This window comes from Mycobacterium adipatum (assembly GCF_001644575.1).
In the GTDB taxonomy this organism is placed as follows: domain Bacteria; phylum Actinomycetota; class Actinomycetes; order Mycobacteriales; family Mycobacteriaceae; genus Mycobacterium; species Mycobacterium adipatum.
This window is the reverse complement of sequence record NZ_CP015596.1, coordinates 3397501-3422605: the sequence shown is the minus strand read 5'-3', so window position 1 is coordinate 3422605 and position 25105 is coordinate 3397501. Positions and strand designations below refer to the sequence as shown.

Sequence of the window (25105 nt, the reverse complement as noted above, 5' to 3'; positions counted from 1 at the left end):
GAAGTTGGCCAGCGTCGAACAGGCGTTGAAGCGGCTGCTCAAACAGAAGGTGACTGAGATCGACAGGTCTCATCTCGCCGCCCTTGCGGGATGTTCGCGAACTTTCCTCTATCAGAATCAGGACGCGCGGAACCTTCTTGCGCAAGCAGAGATTCGTATGAAAGCGTCACTGTTGAAGGAAGCCCCCGCACTTGATGCGGTCGACGAAGCCAATTGGCGCGAGCGAGCACTCTTCGCCGAGCAGCAACTGCGTGAGACCCGGGCGAAGAACATCTCGTTGTCGCGAACCGTGGCTGATCTACTCGGTCAGCTTCGCGACCCAGATGGGACGTGGATCGAAGATGACAGGGAACAACTGCGGCAGCAGAACGAGTCGTTGCGTGCTGCCCTGGCCGCGGAGCGTCTCGCTCGTTCGGAGGCTGAGCGACGCCTTGAAGCGTCTCGGTCGAATGTCCGCCATCTGCGGCAGAGAGAAGCCGACAAGCTTCTCAACGGAGTCCATTAAGAGCCCAGACTGGTGGAGATTCACTTGTTCGCGACTGCGACCAATGTGGCCACGTCGGAGATCAGGTTGGGGATGACTCGGCCATGCCAGCTGCACGAGGCCGATACCGATACATCACAACCGTCCGCAGGCGAAGGAGGCCCTCGCTTATCGTGACCGGGGTGTCCGGCGTGGCCGGGAAGGCCGATCCGCGACAAAACCGCCACACTCACCGCTAGTCTCGGACATACCCGGTCAAACCGGGTTCTGAACGGGGAGGGTGGCACAAAGATGTCTGAGCCTTGGTTATCAGCTGAGGAAATCGCCACCCACCTCGGCGTCACCAAGGACACCGTCTACGCGTGGATCGCCGACAAGGCGATGCCTGCCCACAAGATCGGCCGCCTTTGGAAGTTTCAGGCCAGCGAGGTCGACAGCTGGGTTCGCAGCGGCGGGACAGGGGGCAAATGACGGTGGGTACCTTCGAACGCCAATCCGGAGGAGACGCGCCATGCAGTTGACCGGCGACAAGGTAATCGCTTGGAACGACCCGTCAGCGCCAACCGGGATCACGACCGAGAAGGTCTACCTCGGCCCTGATCCGTTCGGCCTCGGCGGCTTCCAGGTCGCGGTTGCAAGCGCCTTAGCGGCTCCCTCACGGCAAGCGCTACGGGATCTGTTCACGGCCCGCAAAGGAAAGACCCAGACGCAGCTTGTAGTTGCGGTCGTGCACGGCGGAAAGGTGCAACTGTGCGGTCCTGACCCACAGGCCCAACCCATCGAGCTGCCTGCCGAGCAAGCTGAACGTCAACTCCAGTCAGTCCTTGCTGAACCCGACGTCCTGGCTGCCACTGAACGCTTCGCTGGCTTCCGCCGGGCCAGCAGCACCACTGGAGTCTCGGGATTTACCAACAGCGGACTCTTCGCGACCCACCACATCATGAGCAATGTTCCGAAACGGACCGACTGGGGCGAGCTTCGCAAGCAGGCCTCACCCTTGCTCGGCCTGCGCCGGACGAAACTTGTTGAGGCGCTGGGCTTCAGCACTCAGCCCGGCCCCAATGGGTCGCTCCTGCTCTCGGTCGGCAAGCATCCACCGCGCGCGGTCGCGGTTCTGCTAGAGGACTCCGAGCAGTTTGACACCAAGACCCAGCGGTTTCAGCTCTCGCCCGTGGCATTTGGACTCGCCCTAGCCTCGCGTCAGGAACTTCCGTGGCTCGTTGTACTTCGAAAAGACCAGATCCGCCTTTATGCGGGCCGCGACGGTGTTGGCGTTGGATCAAAGGGGCAAGCAGAGACCTTCTTCGAGGTCGACCTATCGACCATCGACGCTGAATATGCCGCCCTGCTGCCGTTGATCTTCTCCGCGGCCGCACTCACGAGAGACGGCACAGCAGAGGAACTACTGCGCGACAGCGGCCGCTACGCAACCGAACTCGGTCGGCGGCTCCGCGAGCGAATCTACGACGACATCGTGCCACCGCTGGCCGAGGAGGTTGCTTGGCACCTTGCGAACGACGCGGAACTTGAGCTCGACGCCGAGGGTCTCTCGACTGCATATCGCGTCACGCTCCGCATACTGTTCCGCTTGCTCTTCCAAGCCTATGCCGAGGATCGCGGGCTGTTGCCGTCGGGCCGGAACGAGGGCTTCGACGCCAACAGCCTCAAGACAATTGCGCGACGACTACTCGATTCCGACATCGATGAGTTCGGAAACGCATCGACGATGTGGTTCGACCTCGTCCAAGTCTGGAACGCAATCGACCAGGGAAACCCGCAGTGGCAGATCCCCACCTACAACGGCGGCCTCTTCTCCACCGATCCCGACCGTTCGCCCGAGGGTGCGTTGATCAAGAAGATCGAGCTGCCCGACAGCGTGCTGGGTCCGGCCTTGAAGAGCTTGCTCGTCGACGTGAGCGACGACGGAGTGCCGGGGCCCGTTGACTTCCGTTCGTTGAGTGTTCGCGAGTTCGGGACGATCTATGAAGGGCTTCTGGAAAGCTCGCTTTCCCTAGCCGAGACCGATCTCACATTCGACGACAACGGGGCATGGGTGCCTGCCGGCAAGGGCGACGAAGTAGTGGCGCCGACCGGTGCGATCTATTTCCACACAGCATCCGGCGAGCGAAAGGCGACAGGCTCCTACTTCACACCCAAGGTCGTCGTCGACCACTTGGTCGAGCGCTCCATCGTTCCAGTGCTCACTAAGCACCTGGAGCGGATTGCTACATACCTCGCGAAGGGAGACGCCGCCGCGGCAGCGCGCGAGTTCTTCGACTTCCGAGTTGCAGACCTGGCCATGGGTTCGGGCCACTTCCTCGTTGCCGCGGTAGACAAGATCGAAGCCCTGATGCGCACCTTCCTCACCGAGCACACCGTCCCCGGCGTCATCGAGGAGTTACTCAGGCTGGCGGCTGTGGCCCGAGATGCACTCGGAACGGACGACATCGCCAAGAGTGAGGTCGACGAAGTCGGTCTACTTCGCCGACAGATCGCGCGCCGATGCATCTACGGCCTCGACATCAACCCCATGGCAGTCGAACTCGCTCGCCTAGCCCTCTGGATTCACACCTTCGTGCCTGGCTTGCCAATGAGCAACCTCGACCATGGGTTGGTCAGTGCCAACAGCCTCACCGGCATCGGCGTGATCGACGAAGCGCTCGATGCTCTGCAGCCTGGTCGTAAACCCGGTGAGATTTCCCTTTTCGACGAAATCCTGACCGACCAACTTGCTTCGGCCAAGACACTTCTGATTGATGTCGCGAATGCGAGCGAAGCCAACAAAGCCGAAGTCGAGGAAGGTGCGAGACTCCTCGCTCAAGCCAAGCAAGCGGCTGACACGGCACGACAAATTTTCGACGCCGCGGTTGCAGCCCGGATCGGCTGGATCGGCCCAGGGTTGATTATCGACGAGCGATCACTCCAGCGCGTACTCAAACGGTCTGAGGTAGCCGAGGCCGCCGAAAAACTCCATCCGGCACACATGCCCTATTTGTTTCCAGAGGTGTTCCTTCGGAACGGTCCGGGGTTTGATGTAATCCTCGGAAATCCGCCCTGGGAAAAGCTTCATGTAGAAGAGCATCAGTGGTGGGGGCTGCAGCTGCCTGGATTGCGTTCTATGCCAACGCGACAACGAGACGATACGCTTGCCGCGTTTCGAGCGGGCCGGCCTGACTTGGAACAGGAGTACGAAGCTGAAATCGAGCGAGTCCGCGCGATGGCAGCTGCGGTCGCTTCTGGGCCCTACGCCGGCCTCGGCGCGGCTCACTTGGACCTCTATCAAGCGTTCGCATGGCGCAATTGGCAGTTGTTGAGAGCCGGCGGGCGATCTGCAATCGTTCTGCCGCGGGGCGCGCTTGCTGGGTCAGGACTTGCTCAGTGGCGGCGAGAGGTCCTTTCGAACGGCTCATTCGCGGACGTCTGTTTCGTCGTGAACAACCAACGGTGGGTGTTTTCAGAGGTCCATCCGCAATACACGATCGGTCTGACAGTCAGCGAAAAAAGCAAGGAACGGGTAGTTCGGTGGTCAGGACCTTTTGCGAACGAGAGCGACTTCCTCGCTGGGGCAACCAATGTCGCGGAGGTCCCGGGCGACGAATTTATCTCCTGGTCGAATAGCGCAGCATTTCCGCTCATCCCCGATCCGCTATCGGCTCAAATCTTCCGCAGGATGAAGCAGAGTCCGCGCTTCGACACCGTTCGGGATGGCTGGGAATTCCGGCCCATCCAAGGTGACATGAACGCAAGCGGTGCCCGTGACGTAATGGAATTCGACGTCGACGCGCCCCGCGGCCGCGTACCGGTCGTCGCAGGTGCAAGCTACAACATCTGGAACCCAGACGCCGGAACACCGTTCGCCTACGGCACACCGAAGGTGCTCCGGCCCTACCTCCGAGCCAAACTCGACGGCGCGGTCAGGAACTCCCGATCCGCATACAACGGACTGAAGTATCCGCCGAAGAGACTCCCTATGGATTCAGCGCGAATCGCCTTCCGAGACATCGCGCGCGCGACCGATACCCGCACAGCCATACCTTGTCTCCTGCCGCCGGGCACAGCCGCCGTCCACCAATCGCCAATTTTGGTCAGGCGACAGGGCGACGAGAAGTCCGAAGCATTCCTGCTCGGCGTAATGTCCAGCATCCCCTTCGATTGGAGCGCTCGCCGCTGGGTCGAGCTCCATCTGACCTTCGAATTGCTCAATCCACTTCCCGTTCCCGCCTACGACCGGGAATCAACTATCGCCCAACGAGTTGTCCAGATCGCAGGAAGGCTCGGGGCTGTCGACGAGCGCTATGCGGACTGGGCGTCCGCTGTGGGGGTGCCCGTGGGCTCCGTCGAGACGCAGACGGAGAAGGATGGTCTGTGCGCAGAACTCGATGCCCTAGTGAGCCTGCTCTATGGACTTAGCGAAGATCAGGTAGAACACCTCTTTGCGACCTTCCACCGAGGGTGGAAGTACGAACCGCGTTTAGAGGCGGTCCTGCAGCACTATCGGACGTGGATGGGCAAGGCATGACACAACTTCCCGACTTCGCAACCAACCATCTCGCTAGCGAAGCGGCCGTAAGGGTTGCCGATCGCGTCAACGAATTGTTCCGGCTGCTGCGCGAGAACAAGGTGCAGCCTCCGCCGATCGCGATTGCGACCGCATACATCAACCCGGCAGGTTTCGCGCTCCTCGCCGACGAATTGGAGATTGCGCCACGCGTACGCCTCTTACTGGGAGCCGAACCCGAAGCCGAGTCGGTGCGGGCAATCGCATCCGGTGATTCCGACCAGGACTCGCGACGCGACGCCGCGATTCAGCATCACCAGGCGTGGCTTGAAGCTGAACGCGACAACATGGGGTTCGCGCGGATCCCCACAGTCCAAGCCAAGCGGATGGTGAAATGGCTTGAGAGCGTTGACCCGCAGGACACCGCCAAGGTTGAAGTGCGTCGCTACACAGGCGGTTTCCTTCACGGCAAGACCTACCTTGTTGAAGACAGCGCAACCCAGGCAGCGATAGCCGGGTCGTCGAACATGACCTACGCCGGCCTCGCGCACAATGCTGAGCTCAACCTCGGAACTGGCGGCGGCACCCATTCTGCGCACAAGGTTCATGAGTGGTTCGAGCACTTCTGGGCGCTGAGCGATCCATATGATCTTGCCGATCTTTACGGGCGTCTTTGGGAGCCGCATACGCCGTGGTCGATCTACTTACGCATGCTCTGGGAGCTTTACGGTGAACACCTTGACGCCGATGAGAACCCGAATGCCCGTACAGGTTTGAGCCTCACGCGCTTTCAGGCAGATGGAGTCGTTCGCATGGAGCGACTCCTCGAAGAACATGGTGGCGTTCTAGTCGCCGACGAGGTGGGTCTTGGCAAGACGTACCTAGCGGGCGAGGTGATCTACCGCACGGCGAACATCAACCGCCAGCGGGTGCTAATCGTTGCTCCCGCAGCACTGAAGACGGCGATGTGGGAGCCCTTCCTGGCCACCTACGACTTCAGCCGCTGGGTGACGGTCTATTCCTACGAAGAAGTGCGGAACCGCCTCGACCCCGAGAAGGGTCCTATCGACGCATTCGTGAGGGAGATCGAGGATTACTCACTCGTCGTTATCGACGAGGCACACAACCTTCGTAACTCCGGCGCGCAGCGATCCGGCGCGGTCGACCGAGTGATCACAGCAGGCAACCCGAAGAAAGTCGTGCTGCTCACCGCGACACCAGTCAACAACTCGCTGACCGACCTCGAAACACTCATCAAGTACTTCATCCGAGACGACGCACGATTCGCTGCGCTAGGCATTCCCAGCATCCGCGAATACATCCGGCAGGCCCAGGCGATCGATCCAGCGAACCTGACGCCCGAACACCTCTTCGACCTGATGGACCAGGTCGCCGTACGGCGTACCCGGAAGTTCGTCAAAGAGCACTACGCCAACGAAATGATCTTTGGCCCCGACGGCAAACCCACGACGATCAAGTTCCCCCAGCCCAAGGTGCGCCGCATCGACTACGTCCTCGACGCCGACGGCCTGGCCCTGATCGACGCTATGGTTTATGCCCTCGACGATCCGACTGACCCACATGCGCCTCACGCATGGGAAGACCGGAGCCGGGACCCGGAACGACTCATGCTCGCTCGATACCTGTCAAGCATGTACACCGTCGACCACGATCTGCAGACCTATCAAATCACTAACAGCGGCCTGCTGCGTTCAGGGCTGTTGAAACGGCTGGAGTCCAGCCCGCAGGCCTTGCACTCCTCTCTGGAGAAGATGGTCGCCTCGCACGAGACGTTCCTAGAAGCGCTGCGCAGGGGATTCGTGCTGAGGGGGGAAGCCCTGAGTGAATGGGTTTCATCTGACTCCGATGACCTCGACGAGTTCGTGGCTGAGTTTGACGACGATGAACAAATCGAGTCGGTCGACGGCTACCACCTCTCCGAACTCAAGGCAGATATCGAGTCCGACATCGCACTGCTCTATCGACTGCGGGACCTCGCCGAGGTGGTCGTAAAGAACAACGAGCCCAAGGTCCGCAAGATCGTCGAGGAGCTTACTGCCATCGCCGCTCAAGCACGACGAGTCGACCCGCGAGGAATATCGAGCGCTGATCGTCGAAAGGTGATCGTGTTCTCTGCCTTCACCGACACGATCATCCCGGTCCATGAAGCGGTCATCAAAGCGATTGACACGGCCCCTCTCGACTCACCGCTATCCGATTACAAAGGTCGAATCGCTCCACCGATCATGGGTTCCTACGCGAAGACTCATGAGCGCGGTAGGACCGGTGGTGTTGATCAGGGCGGTCGCGCCGCCACCATTGCGGGTTTCGCCCCGCAGACGGCCGGGCCTCGCAACGCTGCCGGTGAGGCAACAGCGAAGGATGAGTTCGATATCCTTTTCACGACAGACGTTCTGGCTGAGGGCGTGAATCTCCAGCAGGCATGTCAGATGATCAACTACGACCTTCCGTGGAACCCGATGCGCATCGTCCAGCGACACGGTCGCATCGACCGCATCGGCTCCAAGCACGATTACGTCCATCTTGGCCTGTTCTTCCCAGCGGAACGTCTAGATGAGCTGTTGGCACTGGAGGAACGTCTTGAGAGGAAGCTTGCGCTAGCCGACGCGGCCGTCGGTGCAGGCGAAGTACTTCCGGGCCGCGGTCCTGGGCATGAAGTGAACCTCGCCGACGATCAAGTGGTCGATGAGTTCGAGAAACTGCTCGACGCGGGCGGCTCAAGTGCATCGCTCTCGGGAGAGGAGTATCGCCGCAGACTTTACGATGCCTTCGGCATGGAACCAATGCTGAAGACCGATGTCATCAGCCTTCCTTACGGATCTGGCAGCGGATTCGTCAATCCAGTCGTGCATGGAAATGGCTATGTCTTCTGTATCAAGATCGGACAAAGCGAAAAGCCATGGTTCCGCTACGTGCCTGTGAGTGACGACTGGTGCATTAAGTACAACGAGGACGGGCAGCCGTTCGTATCACCCGACACGCTTATTGCACTCCGCGCAGCCGACCCCCTTCACGGCACTGCCGAACGTTGGCTTCCAGATACGGTCTATGACAAGGCTTTTGATGCATGGGAGGTAGCACGTAACAGCGCCTACGATGCGTGGAACGAGTTAACTGACCCCAACGCATTCCAGCCCGATCTGCCGCTTGCATTCCGAGACGCCTACACGCTCGTTCTTCAACGGGGGGGCTATCTCGGGAGGGAGTCGCAGATTGAACTCGCGAACCGACTTCGAAGTGTCCCGTCGGCGAAGGTGTCTCGCCAAGTCCGGGGTGCGCTGAATCAAGGCCGTACTGACGAAGAGCGCATCACGCTCGTCACCGAAGTCCTCGATGAGGCCGGTATCACGGCACCCCCTCCACGCGAACCGCTTCCGGGGGTCGAAAAGCACGAAGTCCGCCTCGTCACCTGGATGGCCGTTCGAGGGACTGCCGGTATCAAGTAAGCCGAACGGCTCCGCGATCGCTTTCGGTGGAGAGGGGCCCTCACCTCGGCTCCCGATTCAACCAGTGCTTGGCGTTGCGTGATCGAACTTGACTTGAATCGATCTTCCCTAGCGAGGCCGCGACGACGGAGACACCGATCTCCGTCATGTCGCGTACATGTGCGTGACATGATCCCTGCACGCCTTGAGCCCTCCATAGGCGCACCCGTTCAGTAAATGTGATGAAGCCCACCACGTCGCCCCGTCGAGCCCCTCAACCATCGCCGGCGGACGCGGCTACTCGGTGGACACCCAACGAACCGTCGCCGTACGCCAACTCGCCGACACCTGCGAGCACCGCCTGTTCCTGAGCGCCACACCGCACAACGGCTACCCGGAATCGTTCACCGCGCTCATGGAGATGATCGACCCGCGCCGGTTCTCCCGCGGCGCGCTCCTGGACGCCACCGCGCTCAAGGACGTGACGGTGCGCCGCCTTAAGCGCGATCTCACTGGGAAAGGGTTCAAAGACCGCGAGGTCAAGATCCTCGACTTCACGCCCGAGAATAGCGAACAGGAGACGTTCTCCCTTCTCGATGACATCGTCACCCGCAGCGCTAAGCAGAACGGCACCAAACCGGGCGGCGACATCGTCACCATGCTGCTCAAGAAGCGATTCCTGTCCAGTCCGTTCGCCTTCGGGATGACGATCAGCCACTACCGCGACGCCCGCGCCGGGCGCGGACTCCGCGACGACGAATACGACGACATCTTCGGCGAGGGCCAGGCCGACGAGGAGGAAGGTCTGTGGGAGCACGACGAGGCCGAGCGGCTGCGCGAGTCCAAGGCCTCCGACCCACTGAGCGCCGCCGAGCCCGGTCAGCTGGAGAAGCTCGCCGACTGGGGCTTGAGTTACGAAAGCCGTCCCGACTCACGCCTGGAGAGGCTGCTCACCTTCCTGGACGCGGTCTGCCGGCCCGACGGCACCCACTGGTCCAATGAGCGGGTCGTGGTGTTCACCGAGTACGCCCACACGCTTGGCTGGCTGCAGCGAGTAGTCACTCAGCGCGGCTACGCCGACCGGCTGGCCGTCATCGAGGGTGCGACCCCCACCGAGGACCGCGAGTACATCCGGTCGCAGTTCACCGCTGACCCGACCGAGGAACCGGTGCGGGTGTTGCTGGCCACCGATGCTGCCGGCGAAGGCATCGATCTGCAGAACCACTGCCACCGGTTGGTGAACTTCGACATCCCGTTCAATCCGTCGCGACTCGAACAGCGCATCGGCCGCATTGACCGCTACGGGCAGAGCGAGACACCCGAGGTGTTTCACTTCGTGCCCGACGACCAGTCCTCCACCTACGCCGCTGACGCGAACTTCATGGCCCGCATCGCCCGCAAGATCGCCCAGGTCGAGGTGGACCTGGGATCGGCCAACCAGGTGATCGGTGACGAGATTCAGGAACACTTCGCCCGCCGCAAACCCGCCAAACGCAAAGCCAAGGGGCTCGACGGCAACCAGGTGATCCAGGAAGCCTTGGCCGGCGGCATCGAACTCAACACCCGGCTCACGGAGCTGGAACGCGGCTACGACGCCTCGCGGGCCGATCTTCATCTGGAACCGCAGAACCTGCGTCGCGTGGTCGACACCGCGCTTCGGATCAACCATCAGCTTCCACTGGCGCCGGTCGGCGACGCCGACACCGACGCCGAAGTGTTCGAAATGCCTCCGGTGAGCCCGGCCTGGCAGGACACCCTCAAGGGTTTGGCTACCCGGCTGAAACCTGATGTGCTGCGCCCGATCACGTTCGACCCGATCGCTGCCGAAGGACGCAGTGATCTGGTGTATGTCCACCTGGGACATCCGATCGTGCAGAAAGCGCAACGCCTGCTGCGCCGCTCGCTGTGGAGTGTGGATTCCACCCTGAACCGAGTCACCGCGGTGGTGATCGACGACACGGCGGAGTCGTTCGTGGCGGCGGTGACCCGCATGGTGCTCGTCGGTCGCGGGGGAGTGCGGCTGCACGAGGAGGTGTTCCTGGTCGGCGTTCGCCTGCGGGGCCGTCGCGCGATGGCCGAGGAGAAGGCCGAACACGCCCTTGATCATGCCCTGGACGGGGAGCGCCTGACGCTGGCCAGCCGCCGGGTCCGCGACGAGCTGTGCGAGATCTGGAATGCGGCGGACGCGCCGCTGCGCGCTCGGTTGGAGGAGTCTATGCACGCTCGAGCCGACCGCCGACACGCTCGGGTGCTGGAGCAGCTGGACAAACGCCGGGCCGCTGACATCCAGCGGGCGCGTGACATCTTCGCCGCATTCCGAACCAACCTGCGGGAATCACTGGATCTCTTGCGCAGCAAGGAAGCCGAAGCCCAAGCCATGCTCTGGGCCGACGAGCAGCAGAAGCAGTGGCGCCGCGACATCGACTCGATGGAGCGCCGTCTCGACGAACTTGACGACGAAGAGGCCCGCGAGACCGCGGCCATCGCCGACCGCTACGCCGACGTCAAACCCCACACCACCGCCGCCGCCGTGGTGTTCGCCCTCACTCCTGAGGACGCGAAAGGAGGGCTGCGCTGATGGCGCCCCGCACACCCCGGCAACGTTCAACACCGACTGCCTCTGAGCTGCACCATGCGTGGCTCGAACTCGTCGACACTGACGGCCCGTTCCTGGCGATCGCACCGCTCAAGCGGGTATGGCCGCAGGGCATGCCAGCCTTGGATGACACCCGCAAAGAGGCACTGCTCTACGCCCGCAAGGACTTCGAAGCCGCATGGGAGACGGCAGACCGAGCCACCGGCGACGACGGCACGACCGACGACGCGTACCGCGTCGCCCGCGACAAATGGGTCGAGACCGTATTACGCGATGTCGTCGGCTGGGCCGAATCCTTATCCTGGGGACCCGTCGCCGGCATCACGGCTCAGTCACCCAACCGTGCGGTCACCGTCGGCGCCGAGGCAGCCCTGCTGACCCCCGATGGAGCCATCGGTGCGCTGGTGTCGGTGATCGACCCTGTCGACTCATTGCGTCAGGTTCCCAGCGACTTGTGGGCGGCCACTCCGGTGGACCGAATGGAAGCGCTGCTGCGCGAGAACGACATTCCGATCGGCATTGTCACCGACGGACGCTGGTGGGCGCTGGTGTGCGCACGTGCCGGCGCCATGACCGCCTCTGGAGTCGTCGACGCACTGACCTGGGTGGAGGAACCTCGCACCCGCGACGCGTTCCTGATGCTGATCTCGCGCCAGCACATCATCGGCGGCAAGGAAGACGAGCGGCTGCCGGTGCTGTTCGAGGAATCCGTGGCCGCTGCCGAGGAGATCACCGAAGCCCTTGGCGCGCAGGTGCGTCGCGCGGTGGAACTGCTCATCCAGTCGTTCTCCGAATCGGCCCGCGACGCTCAACAACGCGGCGAACCCGATCCGCTACCTGCAGACACCCACCAAAGCTATGAAGCCGCGGTGACGATCATGATGCGGATCGTGTTCCTGCTGTTCGCCGAGGAACGCGGCTTGCTGCCGTCGGGGGAGTTGTTCGAGCAGGGGTACGGCATCTCCCGCGAACTGGACCGGCTGCAAGCACGCGAAGCCGAGGAAAGTGAAGAGGCTCTCGATGCCACCTCGCTCACGTGGCACCGGCTGCTCGCCACGAGTCAGGCGCTCTACGGAGGAGCGTCGTTCGAGAACATGCGGGTTCCTGCCTACGGCGGTTCCCTCTTCGACCCCGACCGATTCCCGTTCCTGACCGCGCTTACCGCACACGGCACCTTGGCCATCACTGTGTCCGACCGAGTGATGCTGCACGCACTGCGCTCGGTCCAGCAGGCAGTCCTCAAAGGTAACGAAGTACGCCGAATCTCGTTCCGCGACATCGATGTCGAACAGATCGGCTACATCTACGAGGGTCTGCTGGGTTACACCGCTGCCACCGTCGCTGAGACCTACCTCGGATTGCAGGGTGCCCGCGGCGAAGAGCCAGAGATCTCGTTGTCGGAACTGGAACGGCTTGCAGCGGCTAACGCTGCGCCGAAGAAGCTGGCTGACGCACTCCGGGCATACATCGAACGCGATCAACCCTCAGCCAAACCCCAGTCGGCTGCCGCAATCGCCAAAGGCATTGGCGCCCAGATCGAGCCGAGTGTGATCAGCGGCCTCGCGCAAGCGGTCGGCGACGACACAGCGCTGCGTGAACGCGTGCTGCCCTGGCTGGGAATCATGCGTCAGGATCTGCGGAGTCGCCCGTTCGTGGTGCTCGACGGCGGGCTGATGGTGAAGGAAACCCCGTCCCGTAAGAACGCCGGAGCGCACTACACCCCCAAGTCGCTGGCCAGAGAAGTCGTCCTGCACGCGCTGCAACCGCTGTGCTATGCGCCTGGTCCATATCAGACCGCTGACGAATCGGAGTGGAAACTCAAGTCCTCAGATGACTTGCTGAGCTTGAAGGTCGCCGATATCGCCTGTGGCTCAGGTGCATTCCTGGTCTCGGCGGCGAGCTACCTCGCTGAGCGGGTAGTCGAAGCGTGGACCGCTGAAGATACCGCCAACGCCAACCGCAGTGATCTACACCGCCGTGCCATCCGCGAGGTCGTCGCGAACTGCCTCTACGGCGCCGACATCAACGACATGGCCGTCGAGATGTGCAAACTGTCGCTCTGGCTGGTGTCCTTGGACCGCGATCTGCCCTTCTCCTTTGTCGACGACAAGATCTTCCACGGCAACTCGCTGCTTGGTGTCACCAGCCTTGACCAACTGCGCAAGCTGCACATTGATCCGTCTCGGGTGTCGACGAAAGACATGTTTGACATCTTCGATGTCGACATCAACTCGATCGTTAAGAAGGCTGCTGATCTACGACGCAAACTCGCAACCGAGATAGACGAGAACGACCCCGCCCGCAACAGTACAGCGAAACGCAGGCAATTTGCTCAATTGCGGGAAGTCACAGCAGAACTGCGCTCGGTAGCCGATGGCATCGTGGCGGCTGGCCTGCCGCTCGGCGCGAAGCCAGGCAAGGCTCTCGATGACGCTTATGAGAATTTGCGGATTGCAGTCAAGGCTGCACATCCCGAGTCGGGTCGTCCCGAACCGGCAATACTGGACGCAATTATCGATTCAGGACTTAAGCCAACTGTTCCCACGGACTACCGGAGGTGGCAACCCAATCACTGGGTGATCGAAGCACCTGATGTCGTCGTAGAGCATGGTGGTTTCGATTCGATCATCGGAAACCCACCGTTTCTCGGCGGGAAGAAGATCACGCCCGCGATGGGGTCTGACGTCCGTGAATGGCTAGTAAATGTGACCGCAAGTGGGGTGACCGGAAATGCCGATCAGGTGGCCTACTTCTTTCTCCGAGCGCATTCGTTGCTCTCGGAGAACGGCACCATTGGGCTTATCGCCACCAACAGCATCGCGCAGGGTGATACGCGAGAGGTGGGGTTGGACCAAATGGTCGCATCCGGCTTCACTATCACCAGGTCCGTTCAAAGCCGAAAGTGGCCAGTTTCTACTGCAGCCCTCGAGTACGCTGCAGTGTGGGGCACTACTGGATCAGTAGCTCAGGATGTTCCGCGAATGAGCGACAACACCTACGTACGTCACATTACGTCGCTACTCGAATCGGCAGGACGTGTCGAGGGTAATCCCATTGCGCTGAAACAGAATGGCAGAATTGCCTTCCAGGGCTGCGTGGTTCTCGGCAAGGGGTTTATCCTCGATCCTGAAGAAGCCGAGACTTGGATCACGAAGGATCCCCGCTACCAAGAGGTCGTCTTTCCGTATTTGAACGGGGAAGACCTTAACTCAAGTCCAGACTGTTCTGCTTCCCGCTGGATCATCGATTTTGGAGAACGCGGTGAGGACACCGCATCGTCATACTCGGTCCCATGGAAGCGCGTGCAGGAACGGGTGAGGCCCGAGCGGGAACAGAAGGATGGCACGAAATACCCGCGAATGGTCTACGAGTGGTGGAAGTTCTGGAATAGCCGCCCTGGACTGCGGAAGGCCATCTCCGAACTTGATGAGGTACTTGCAATCGCTCGAGTCAGCAATACCGTTATGCCGGTTCGTGTTTCACCTAAGCAGACCTTCAGTGAACAAACGATCGTGTTCGCGACGGGCTCGTATGCGGTCGAGGCGGTACTCTCATCGTCGTTTCATTATCTTTGGGCTGTGAAGTACGCGTCTACGATCGGGGCAGGGGCAGGGGTAAGGTACACGCCGACCGACGTGTTCGAAACATTCCCGAGCCCGGAACCTACGGACTGGATCCACCGGGTCGGCCGGACTCTTGATGCTGAGCGCCGGGAATTTATGCTGCGCCGCAGCGTTAGTTTGACGGACACCTACAATCTGATCAATGACCCGCGTGTCAACGGCGTCACAGATTCGGAAATTGGACGTTTGCGGGACATCCACGTCGAGCTTGACGACGCCGTAGCAGATTCCTACGGCTGGTCGGACATCTCGCTGGGACATGGTTTTCACACCTATCGAAAAATGCAGCGTTGGACGGTGAGTCCCGCAGCGCGCGTGGAGATCCTGGATCGGCTGTTGGAGGAGAACCACCGGCGGGCCGCCGAGGAAGCAAAGCAGACTCGGCCAACGAGAAGCAAAGGCCGTCGCGGTAAGAGCGCATCAGACGATCAAGGGACACTGCTGTAATGACCAGCGCCACTGAAAAAGCGAAGGAACCGGCCTCGTCCTACGACTTGACTTTCGAGCCGGACGGTTCGTCGTTCACGGTACGAGAGAACTTGGTCGATATTCTGGAACGTGAGCTACTCGGACCCATCCATGGCCCCGACGAGGTGTTGCCCTTCAGTCCACGCTCCCAGTACTTGGTCGGATACATCGCGCCGGTGCGGCTCACCGGCGCCACAGCCGGTAACGGTGACGCTGCCGAAGGCACCGAGCGTGGCGAGCTGGCCGAAGCTCGTGCTGACGAGAATGCCGCGGCTGAGGGACGGGGCATACCCGCGTTTGCCGCTGACGACAGTGAGGCCGATGCTGCCGACGACGATGCTGAGGACCGAGCACCCAAGCAGGGGTTGATGATTCCCTCGTCGATGGGTCTGAGGTTTCAAGTACCGCCGGATTTGGAGGCGTTCACGGTCACGGCCTCGTGGGGAACGTATGAGTCGGTGCAGACCGACAAGGTCACCAAGGCGGGCCGTCCGATCCGCCATTTTCAACGTATACCGGTCGAAGAATCCCGCGCCGTCCGCCTTGCCGATCTCGCCGCCGGGCAGACGACGACGTTCCCGTTGCGCGACACCATCTGCCTCCGGGTTGACCGCTACGATGACGAGACGTTTGGAAGGGTGCTCATCGAGATCGCGTTGTGTAACGACCGCGAGACACCGATGCCGATCCCGATCGGCATGTGGATGTTCCAAACCAAGCTCTACATCGATTCCGGGGGAGCGGAGGTATTTCTCCCGGTGTGCGATGTGCTCGAGCAAGACCTGCCGGAACACGACCCCGAGGTGCAACGCCTTAACCTGCAGTACCGCAACCGGCTTGAGTACGTGATCGGTCGGACCTGCTCGGTGGGCTGGACAGTCAAGAAGGGCTCGCGACGCGCAACCGCAGTGTGGACCACGTGGTTGCCGGTCGCTGAAACTCCGCAGACGCAGGCGCGTGACGTCGAGAACGCACTGCTGTCCATGGATTCTCTGGCGACCTCGACCGCAGAACAGGTCCGCGCCGGCCTGCAGCCTCTGATCGCCGGCTACGGGGACTGGCTCGGGACCCAAGAAGAAGCGACGACGCAGTTACCGCCGCATCTGCGCGATACTGCCGAGCTGGCACTGGTAGAAGCCCGCCGCGCGCACAAGCGGCTGCAAGCGGGGCTCGAGCATCTTGCGGCCGATGCTGAAGCGCTGCGCTGCTTTCAGTTCATGAACGCCGTCATGCGCGATCAGCGCATCGCCTCCCAGGTGGCTGCCTTGCGGGCATCGGATCCGGCCTTGTCGATCTCCGATGCGCAAAAGAAGGTGTCCGAGGCGGGTGCGAAGGCGGCATCGTGGCGGCCCTTCCAGTTGGCGTTCATTCTGATGCAACTTGGAGCCCTCACCGACCCCGCAGCGTCGCTGCGCAGCGCCGCGCACTTGGCGCAAGTCGAGTTGCTGTTCTTCCCGACCGGTGGCGGCAAGACCGAGGCCTACCTCGGACTGGCCGCGTTCACCTTCGCGATCCGGCGTCGCCAGGGTCTCGTCGATTCCACCGACGGCCCGCTGGATGGCCGCGACGGCGTAGCGGTGCTGATGCGCTACACCCTGCGGCTGCTCACCGCCCAGCAGTTCCAGCGGGCCACCGCACTGGTGTGCGCGGCCGAGCTCGCGCGTCAAGCTGACGAAACCACCTGGGGCAGTGGTCCGTTCCGCATCGGGCTGTGGGTGGGGACCGACGTGAGCCCGAAACGCTTCGAGGAAGCCGACGAACAGCTGACGAAGGCCAACGAATACGGGTCGCATCGGCTGACCGTGCTCCAGGTCCAGCGCTGCCCCTGGTGTGGCACCCCGATCACCGCGGCACAGGTCAAGGCCGACGCTACGGCCCGGCGGGTGTTCGTCTACTGCGGCGATGACCTTGCGCGTTGTCCGTTCGCCAAAGGCGGGCAGGTCAGTGAGGGTCTGCCGATTCTGACCGTGGACGAGGAGATTTACCGGCTGACACCGGCATTCGTTATCGCCACCGTCGACAAGTTCGCCCGCCTGGCCCGCGAAGGCGAAGCCGCAGCATTGTTCGGCTACGTCGGGCGGCGCTGCGCCCGCCACGGCTACGTCCATGCCGACTATGCGGCGTGCAACATCTCCAATGCGCATCCGGCCGTGGCCGGATATCCCGCGGCAACAGTTCATCCCGTGAACCGGCTGCGGCCACCGGATCTGATCATCCAGGACGAGCTGCACCTGATCACAGGGGCGTTGGGCACCGCCGTTGGCCTGTTCGAGGTGGCGGTGGAGACCCTGGCGTCCTGGGAACAACCCGACGGAAAGCCAGTGCGGCCGCTGATTGTCGCGTCCACCGCCACCGTTCGTAATGCGCAGGAACAGGTGCGGGGTCTGTACGGGCGGCGCCTGGAGATCTTTCCGCCGCAGGTGCTCGACGTCGCTGACACCTACTTCTCCCGCGAAATCCCGATCACCAAGACAACACCCGGCCGCCGCTACATCGGAGTGAGCGCGCAAGGCGTGCGCCTCGCCAGCGCCGAGATTCGCGTCTCGGAGGTGTTGCTCTCGGCCGGGCAGCTGCTGTTGGACCGCAGCGGCATCGCCGCCGATCCCTATCTGACGCTGGTCGGGTACTTCAACGCCACCCGCGAGCTGGCGGGCATGACCCGCTACATGGGTGATGACGTACAGAACCGAATCAAGCGCCCCCGCAAAGACTCCGGATTCCCGCCCCGCCACGGCGCCGCGTTCGGTCTGCTGAACACCGGTGAACTCACCGCACGGATCGCGTCGTCGGAGATCGGCCGCACCCTCGACCGGTTGGGGTTGGACTTCGACCCCGACTATGACACCACCGAAGCCTTCCAGGCTCGGATGGCAGCACAGCGCGACGGCAAGAAGGTGCCCACTCGCAAGGAGGCCCCGTTCGACGTGGTACTGGCCACCTCGATGCTGCAGGTCGGTGTCGACGTGCAACGACTCGGGCTGATGCTGGTCGTTGGTCAGCCCAAGAACACCGCCGAGTACATTCAAGCGTCCTCCCGCGTCGGCCGCGACTCCTCCCGGCCCGGGTTGGTTGTGACGCTGGGCAATTGGGCACGGCCCCGAGACCTGGCACATTACGAACAGTTCCGGCACTACCACGAGACGTTCTACTCTCAGGTGGAAGCGTTGTCGGTGACGCCGTACTCGCCGACATCGCTGGATCGAGGATTGGACGGGCTGTTGGTCAGCGTGGCCCGCGTCATACAGGCACCCCTCGACGACGGGCTCTCCCAGGAACGCGGTGCCTGGCGGATCAAGGAGCACCGGGACGTGGTCGAACGGGTGGCCGAACGACTCAAAGCTCGGATCTCGGCTGCGGCGCAGGATGATGCAAGGGTGAAGTATGCCAGCGACCGGTTGGTCAACCGCATCGATCGGTGGGTCGACCGCGCCAACCGCGCCAGCGACATGCACAGGACACTGGTGTACGAGCGCACCGGGGAAGGGGACAAGTACCTGCCGTTGCTGATGAGCCCCGAGAACGCCAAAGCCGGTGTCGGGTCGTCGAATCAGGCTCCGTTCGTCGTCGCGAACTCGATGCGGGAAGTGCAGCCGGAGATCAACATCCTCGTCAGCCCGATCCCGGAGCGGCTGTTCGCACACGTTCCCGACGGAGCACCACGGTGGACCCTGCCAGTGGGGGATGAGGACTGATGACCGACACCGCGCCTGAAGAGGTGATGTTGCACGATCCGGGGGAGGCGCTGGACCCGTTGGCCGACGCCGAAGACGCGGTGGTCAAGAACCGCGCCAAAGTGGGCTCGTCACGGCCGTCGTCGCTGCTGTACACCTACGGGCCGGGCGCGATCATGGATCTGCCCGGCTTCTCGGTGATGCCCGCAGGGTTGGACGACTGGGAGCCCATCTGGAAACGGCGCGAGAAGATTCCCGCGATCATCGAGCCCCGGCTGCTCAATGTGATTCGCATGCACCTCGGTCCGCAGGTGGACGCGCTGCGGCCCTATCCTTGGCAGCCGAAGCAGAACTCGTTCGCCAAAGAGGGTGCCGACTTGGGCATCCCCGCACGGGTATTCCCGCAGTGGCTGCGTTGCACGGGCTGTGACTACCTCGGCCCGCTGCCACGGTTCAGCTACACCAACACCCATCCCTTCCGCCCCGATCTCGCGCAGTTCACTCATAAGGGCTGTCCGGGCCGCGGTGCGCAGCGCGGTGGCGCGAAGACTGGGAAGCGGGAGAGCCCGGCCGTACCCGCGCAGCATCTGCTGACATGCACCAACGGTCACGTCGACGAGTTTCCCTACGAACTGTGGGTGCACCGCGGCCGGCGATGCCCCAAGGCGGAGCGGCCCGACCTGAAGATGCGTGACGCCAACGTCGGCAAGAGCGTCGGATCGATGATCGCATGCACGCAGTGTGGAGCCACCCGTGGCATGGCAGAGGCGCAGGGCTCGGTGGGCCGCGACAAGCTGCCGCAGACGTGCCGGGGACGTCACCCACATTTGAACGCCTTCGACAAAGAGTGCGACGCGCGGCCGACGTTGATCATGATGGGTGCTTCGAACTTGTGGTTCGCCTCGACGCAATCGATCATCGTCATGCCGCGTACCGACGCCGAGAAAGCCGAAGCCCTTGGTGACCTGCTGCGGCTGGAGCTCGGCGTTGACACCGTCAAGCAATTCGCTGGACAACTCGACGTTATCCGTGCGATGGCGGGTATGAAAGATATTGACCTGACGAGCGTCTCGAATGAGAGTCTCTCGACCGCGGTTGCTGACGCGCTTACGCCGCCGGAGTCCGACGAGGAGCGCAAGAAGAAGCGCGACGACTGGGATCCCGTGGAACTCCTGGTTCCCGAATGGCAGTATCTCCAGAAGCCGGCACTGTTCCCCTCCCAGAAGAACACGACGGGGCTGATGGTGACCGACATGGCCCGCGGCCCTGAGCTTCCCCCACAGATCAGCCGTGTGGTCGCGGTCAACCAGATGAAGAAGGTCAACGCCTTCATCGGGTTCACCCGTCTCGACGAGATGGACCGGATCAACGACCTGCCCGGCCGACTGGTCAAGCTCACCCGCAACGGCAAGCCGACGTGGGTGCCCGCGACGGAGGACCGCGGTGAAGGAATCTTCCTGCAACTCAGCCTCGATGCCGTCGAAGCCTGGGAGAACATCGTATACACGACGCCGCTGTGGGCGGCACATCAGGCGGCTAACCGGCGTAACTTCTATCGACGTTTCTCCGAGACCGCCAAGGCTGTGGACCCCGACACCCGGCTACCCGCACCTCGATACTGGTTGCTGCACACCCTGTCTCACGTGCTGATCCGTGAGATGGCCATGTCGTGTGGCTACGGTGCAGCGAGCCTCACCGAGCGCATCTATGGCTGGCCGCCTTCCGCGCACCGTGAGGGTGCTGCCGGACTGTTGATCTGCACCACCGCCTCAGACAGCGAAGGCACCCTCGGTGGCCTCGTGGCGCTGTCAGAGCCGCCTCGGCTGCAGGGGCTGGTGAGCTCGGCGCTTCGCCGGGCTGCCCGGTGCTCATCGGACCCTGTGTGCGCCATGCGAACTCCGCACGACCCCGAGGACTTCCTGCACGGAGCGGCATGCCACTGCTGCACGTTCGCCTCGGAGACATCGTGCGAGAGGGCCAACCGGTTCCTCGACCGCCGCTTCCTGCTCACACTGCCCAGCGCGCACGGCAAGCCGGTGCCAGGGTTTTTCGGGAGCCCTGATGTCCGATGATCCGCTGAAACAACTAGGGGAGTACCTCACCGCAACCGAGGCTGAAAGCTTGGCGGTGCTCATCGACGCCGGCGAGCACACCACACATGCCCTCGCATCGGTGAGCCACGCCCGTCGCGACAGAGTCGCAAACCTTCTGAAGGCGGCTGGGATTGGTCACACTGAACCAGCTCTGTCGGTAGCGGTGCTCCGCGGCATCGCGGGCGCGAAGTCCGCGCATCGCGACCTCACGCCGGTCTGGACGATGCCCGGAAACGAAGCGACGAGTGGGCACCTCACTAACCAATTTCATGATGTGGTGGCCGCCGCGCGTACCTCGGTCACCTGCGCGACCTACAACTTTTCGCCGACATCGAACATGTGGGACGCCCTTAAGGCAGCGTCGGAGGAGCCCGACGTCGTTGTGTGCGTCTACGTCGATGCAGGCAAGGGCGACCCTGGCGGCGTCAAGGCACGGCTCCCGCGAGCCGTCGTGTACCGCTCAGCGAACTTGCCCACCGGACAGCCGATCGTCAGTCACACCAAGTTCATTGTCGTCGACCATGAGGTCGTTCTGCTGACAAGTGCAAACTTCTCGTACAACGCTGAGAATCGAAACATTGAGTTCGGTCTGCTGATTCGTGACAGCGGCCTGGCAGCGTCGATCGAGTCAACTATGGCGAGCAAGCGGGGGAGCTTGTACGAGCTGGTGTAGCCAAGGTTGCGGGCTTCTGCTTGATCGGAGGTACGATGCGGCTCAAGGAGTGTTTTGGCGGCAACGAACACGGCGACTTCCCGCCCTGCCGGGCGACGACAGGAGTCCGGCCCTGGATCGCTTCGCTAAACATGCAGCTGAGATTTCGACGCACCCGGATCCATTGATGACACTATGGAACTCGTCCTTGATAGGAACAATTTCTGCCGGCGCGGTGCGCGACTTACGCGTACCGATGATGGGCCACGGCGACAAGGTGCTTCTCATCACGACCGGCAAACGTCTGCCTTCCCTCCGTGGTCACCAGCACTCGTGATTGCCTGATGCCATCTCGGCTGGTGTATACGGCAGAAAGCACGTACCGCACTTCTCGGGAGGTGCGGGCGCGGTGCATCCGCATCGGTGGCAGTGCGGACACTTGAAGTCCTGACAGGTCTCGCAGCGGCCGCTTGACGACGTAGCCTGAAATGCCTTTTCACACGCTGGGTTGGAGCATTCCCGGGAGGGGTACGTCCACGTGCCCGCCCCGTTCGCGGTCGTCGGCCGCAGGGCGAGGAACACGTAACGCTCCTCGTGGTCGAGCGCAGCCTCCACCCGCATCCCGTCGAGCACGGACCCGGTTTTGTATTCGATTCCCTCGTGGAACTCCCGACGCACTGCAGCATCCACCGCCTCGACCGCAACGCGCCGGAACCCTTCCTGCATTAATCCCTTTGGGGGTTGCGGGTCCTCGTAAGTGGTCGCCGAAGTGATCACGACCCCGTCCAGGTCCGAGACGGCGAGGAGCCAGCGGGCGCCCTGGGGCATCATTTCGCGCACGCGCTGCAGAACGGCAGAACGCGACGCTTCCCACCGGGCGAAGAGACCGGCCATGACATCGGCGGGGTGAAGTGAGGTGGCGTGGCGGTCGGTATCGCTGACCGGCATGAGCACCTGGGCGGCGAACTGGTCGCACACCTTCTCCTCGATGTCGCGGCGCTCGCGTTCGGCCATGTCGATCAGCGTGAACCCCCACTGGTCGTGCGTCTGCTGCAGATGGTGGCCGAGTTCGTGCAGCACGGTGAAGTTGTCACGGCGGTAGGTCGCCGGGTGGAGGTGGATCGTTGGCGGTTTCGGGCGGTAGTAGCCGCCTCCGCCGCAACCGGTCTCGATGAGTCCGTCCTCGATCTCCACCTCGATCCCGACAGATCCCATCACCGCTCCGAGTGGGTTGTCGCGCAACGCGGCGAAGTTGAAGGTGGTGCACTCTGCGATGATGCGGGACGCGATCGCGTGGGCGTCACGACCGACGGCGAGATCCTCCCAACCGTCCACCGGACTACCTGATGTCCCGGCCGGCGCGATTGATCGCGTCTCGCAGCTTCGCCTCCCGCAGGGCGTCGCTGTCGTTGCGCGCAGCGAGGGCAAACTCGCGACGGGCGAAGCGGCGAATGTTCGCCTCTCCGAGGCCGGTCGCCTCGGTACGCGCCGCGATGAGATGCTTGTAGCTCGGAGAGGCGAGGTCAATCACGACGTCCGCGAGGGGGTCGGCTCCGACGAGCGCATCTCGGTTGACCCCGAGACGCTCGGCGACGGCGGTGAGCTGCTCGTCGGAGATCGGCACGATACCGTCCATGAGGGCCCTCAGTTCCGGCAGCGCGAGTCCTAGTACCTCGCTGACGATCCGCGAGCTTCCGCCAGCCTGCCGGACCTTCGCCGAGTCGAGAAATGAACCCTCCTCGGCGCCGCCGGCGTTGAAGCACAGCTCGGTCCAGTGATCCACCATCAATCGGTCGGCCTCAGTGTTGTCAGAGTCGCGAGCGGAACCTGGTGCGAAGGCCAAGCCGGGGTCGTCGCTGTCATCGAGCGCGAAGGAGATCGGGCGGATCCGGTCGGGCAGTAGCAGCTGCCCGAGGCTGCGATCGAGAAGGTGGTCACCGATGCCAGTCTCCCTGGTCGGCCAAAGGGTGACCGGAACCCCGAGTGGTGAATTCTCCACAACCAGACCAGGAGCGAACGACACCTCACCGGGCAGCGTCACCGGCCAGGCCAAGACGAACCCGTGCTTCGCCGCGGCGATCGCTGCGAGCCCTACGACCTCGCCGTCCCAGGAGAGGACCCACAGGTCTCCGGCGCGGACCTGCTCGCTCTGCGCGCCGTTGTCCCAGAGCTGGTGCGCAGATGCCGGTATTCCGGCCGGCCGATCACGTCCGCTCACTGCTCACCTTCTTCGGTCGTCGCTGCAAAAAGAATCGCCAGAGTACAGGTCACGAGTCGTACAGCCGACCCCGGTAGACCTCCCTGGCCACCGTCACCTCATCTTTGGGCAGCTGGCCGAGATACTCGCACTTTCCGGCATGCCCCGTGACCGCCTTGTAGACCGGGTGGATGTACCGGGCCGTCCACCACCCTGCGGTGTTCAAGCGGGTCGTATGAATCTCCGGCATCGCCTTGCTGGGCAGGTCTTCAGGCTTTTCGTCGCTGGTGATCCGGGGCAGCCCGGCCCATGTCGTGTCCTCGCGGCGCTCGGCCATACATGCCATCGGACGTGCGGGCTTGCCGACGCGCGCCGGATTCTGGGTGGCCTCCTTGGTCACCCAGTAGACGTCGCCGAACTTGGCGTCTTCCTCTGGCATGGGCGGCAGCCTACAAGCGCTGACCGACAGCACCGGAGCGCCGCGCTGCGTGTGTCAGGTCCCGTGCTGCGTTTACCCATTCAGAAGTCTTGATCGACCCGGCGCAAGATGTTCGCGAGCATGATCACCGAATCCGCCGCGATTCCGGCCTCCCGCCGTGTAGGCGCGGTGGAGTGCTTCACGCTGTGTGCCAGCTCGATCACCTTGTTCGCGACGCCGCGGATCGCCTCGTTGTTCTTGCCCGCCAAGGAGTCCTCGACGTAGCGGCCGATGCGCTGCTTTGTCTTATCGGCCGGCGGCTCGGTCTCGCCGTCTCGGAGATGCACGGAGGGGTCGTAAATGGTGCGGCTCAACGCCTCAAGCACGCCAACGGCGCGGTTGCCGACGTCGCGATAGTCCTGCGTGGTGGTGGCGGTGCGGAAACGCCGGCGAAGCTCGGTGAGCTCCTCGTCAACCTTCGGCCAGCCCGTCTTGGTGTGCGGCGACACCGCCTCAGCGTTCACGGCGCGGAACTGATCCTCCTCCTGCTGATCCAGCTCCGCCTGCACTGGGGAAAACAGCTCGTTGAGGAGGTCTCGGCGGGCTTGCCACGAGTTGTAGCAGCCGTTACGCAACCAATGCGTCTTGAAGGTGGCGAAGTCCCGCCAGGGGAAGCTCAGCGTAATGCCGATTCGCGAGAGGGTCGCGGTGAGGGCGCGCTGGGCAAGGGCGATTTCCTTGTCGTCGAGCGCGTTGCTGCCGTCGGTGCCGAACGCAGTCAGGTTATCCCACACCAAGTGGGTCAGCGCGATCGCCGCGTCGAGGTCGTCCGCGCCGGCTACGGGGCCGGCGCGCAGCTCGTTCAGCAGGTCCTTCCGGAGCTTCGTCGTGATGGACGGTTCACTCGACCATGGACTGACCGTTTCGATTTCCTCGAAGAAGTCATCCGGTCCCATGGG

13 protein-coding genes are annotated in these 25105 nt (G+C 62.8%); 9 read left to right on the top strand and 4 right to left on the bottom strand.

What is annotated here, in order from left to right:
• Positions 1-4: 4 nt before the first annotated feature.
• The 9 genes from A7U43_RS29195 to drmC all read left to right on the top strand — a co-directional run bounded on the left by A7U43_RS29195 (position 5) and on the right by drmC (position 21552).
• On the top strand, positions 5-505 hold the full coding sequence (locus tag A7U43_RS29195) for a hypothetical protein (RefSeq protein WP_231963336.1): 501 nt from the start codon (positions 5-7) through the stop codon (positions 503-505).
• 270 nt (positions 506-775) lie between these two features.
• Positions 776-955 (top strand): helix-turn-helix domain-containing protein, encoded by a 180-nt coding sequence (locus tag A7U43_RS16250; RefSeq protein ID WP_067997248.1) that lies wholly within the window; start codon positions 776-778, stop codon positions 953-955.
• Between the two features lie 40 nt (positions 956-995).
• On the top strand, positions 996-5003 hold the full coding sequence (locus tag A7U43_RS16245; RefSeq protein ID WP_067997246.1) for an Eco57I restriction-modification methylase domain-containing protein: 4008 nt from the start codon (positions 996-998) through the stop codon (positions 5001-5003).
• Positions 5000-8449: a helicase-related protein gene (locus A7U43_RS16240; RefSeq protein ID WP_067997243.1), complete on the top strand. Its 3450-nt coding sequence runs from the start codon at positions 5000-5002 to the stop codon at positions 8447-8449. The genes A7U43_RS16245 and A7U43_RS16240 overlap by 4 nt, the downstream gene beginning before the upstream one ends.
• A 259-nt stretch (positions 8450-8708) precedes the next feature.
• Positions 8709-11006, top strand: a complete 2298-nt coding sequence (drmD, locus tag A7U43_RS16235; RefSeq protein WP_082902166.1) for a DISARM system SNF2-like helicase DrmD — start codon at positions 8709-8711, stop codon at positions 11004-11006.
• A gap of 131 nt (positions 11007-11137) precedes the next feature.
• Positions 11138-15094 carry a DNA methyltransferase gene (locus A7U43_RS16230; RefSeq protein ID WP_231963335.1) on the top strand — a complete coding sequence of 1319 codons (3957 nt, stop codon included), beginning with the start codon at positions 11138-11140 and terminating at the stop codon, positions 15092-15094.
• Positions 15094-18807: a DISARM system helicase DrmA gene (drmA, locus tag A7U43_RS16225; protein ID WP_067997238.1), complete on the top strand. Its 3714-nt coding sequence runs from the start codon at positions 15094-15096 to the stop codon at positions 18805-18807. Before A7U43_RS16230 ends, drmA begins: the two co-directional genes overlap by 1 nt.
• The gene (drmB, locus tag A7U43_RS16220) at positions 18807-20858 is read left to right on the top strand and encodes a DUF1998 domain-containing protein (protein WP_067997235.1); all 2052 of its coding nucleotides are present in this window, start codon (positions 18807-18809) and stop codon (positions 20856-20858) included. Before drmA ends, drmB begins: the two co-directional genes overlap by 1 nt.
• A complete protein-coding gene (gene drmC / locus A7U43_RS16215) occupies positions 20848-21552 on the top strand; it encodes a DISARM system phospholipase D-like protein DrmC (RefSeq protein WP_067997232.1) in 705 nt (234 codons plus the stop codon). The genes drmB and drmC overlap by 11 nt, the downstream gene beginning before the upstream one ends.
• Before the next feature lie 300 nt (positions 21553-21852).
• On the opposite strand, the gene A7U43_RS16210 is transcribed toward drmC, so the two are convergent.
• The 4 genes from A7U43_RS16210 to A7U43_RS16195 all read right to left on the bottom strand — a co-directional run bounded on the left by A7U43_RS16210 (position 21853) and on the right by A7U43_RS16195 (position 25102).
• The gene (locus A7U43_RS16210; protein WP_051226544.1) at positions 21853-22866 is read right to left on the bottom strand and encodes an ImmA/IrrE family metallo-endopeptidase; all 1014 of its coding nucleotides are present in this window, start codon (positions 22864-22866) and stop codon (positions 21853-21855) included.
• A gap of 4 nt (positions 22867-22870) precedes the next feature.
• On the bottom strand, positions 22871-23749 hold the full coding sequence (locus tag A7U43_RS16205) for a hypothetical protein (protein ID WP_067997229.1): 879 nt from the start codon (positions 23747-23749) through the stop codon (positions 22871-22873).
• Between the two features lie 49 nt (positions 23750-23798).
• A complete protein-coding gene (locus A7U43_RS16200; RefSeq protein WP_024445219.1) occupies positions 23799-24167 on the bottom strand; it encodes a hypothetical protein in 369 nt (122 codons plus the stop codon).
• A gap of 80 nt (positions 24168-24247) precedes the next feature.
• The gene (locus A7U43_RS16195) at positions 24248-25102 is read right to left on the bottom strand and encodes a hypothetical protein (protein ID WP_067997228.1); all 855 of its coding nucleotides are present in this window, start codon (positions 25100-25102) and stop codon (positions 24248-24250) included.
• Between the last annotated feature and the right edge of the window lie 3 nt (positions 25103-25105).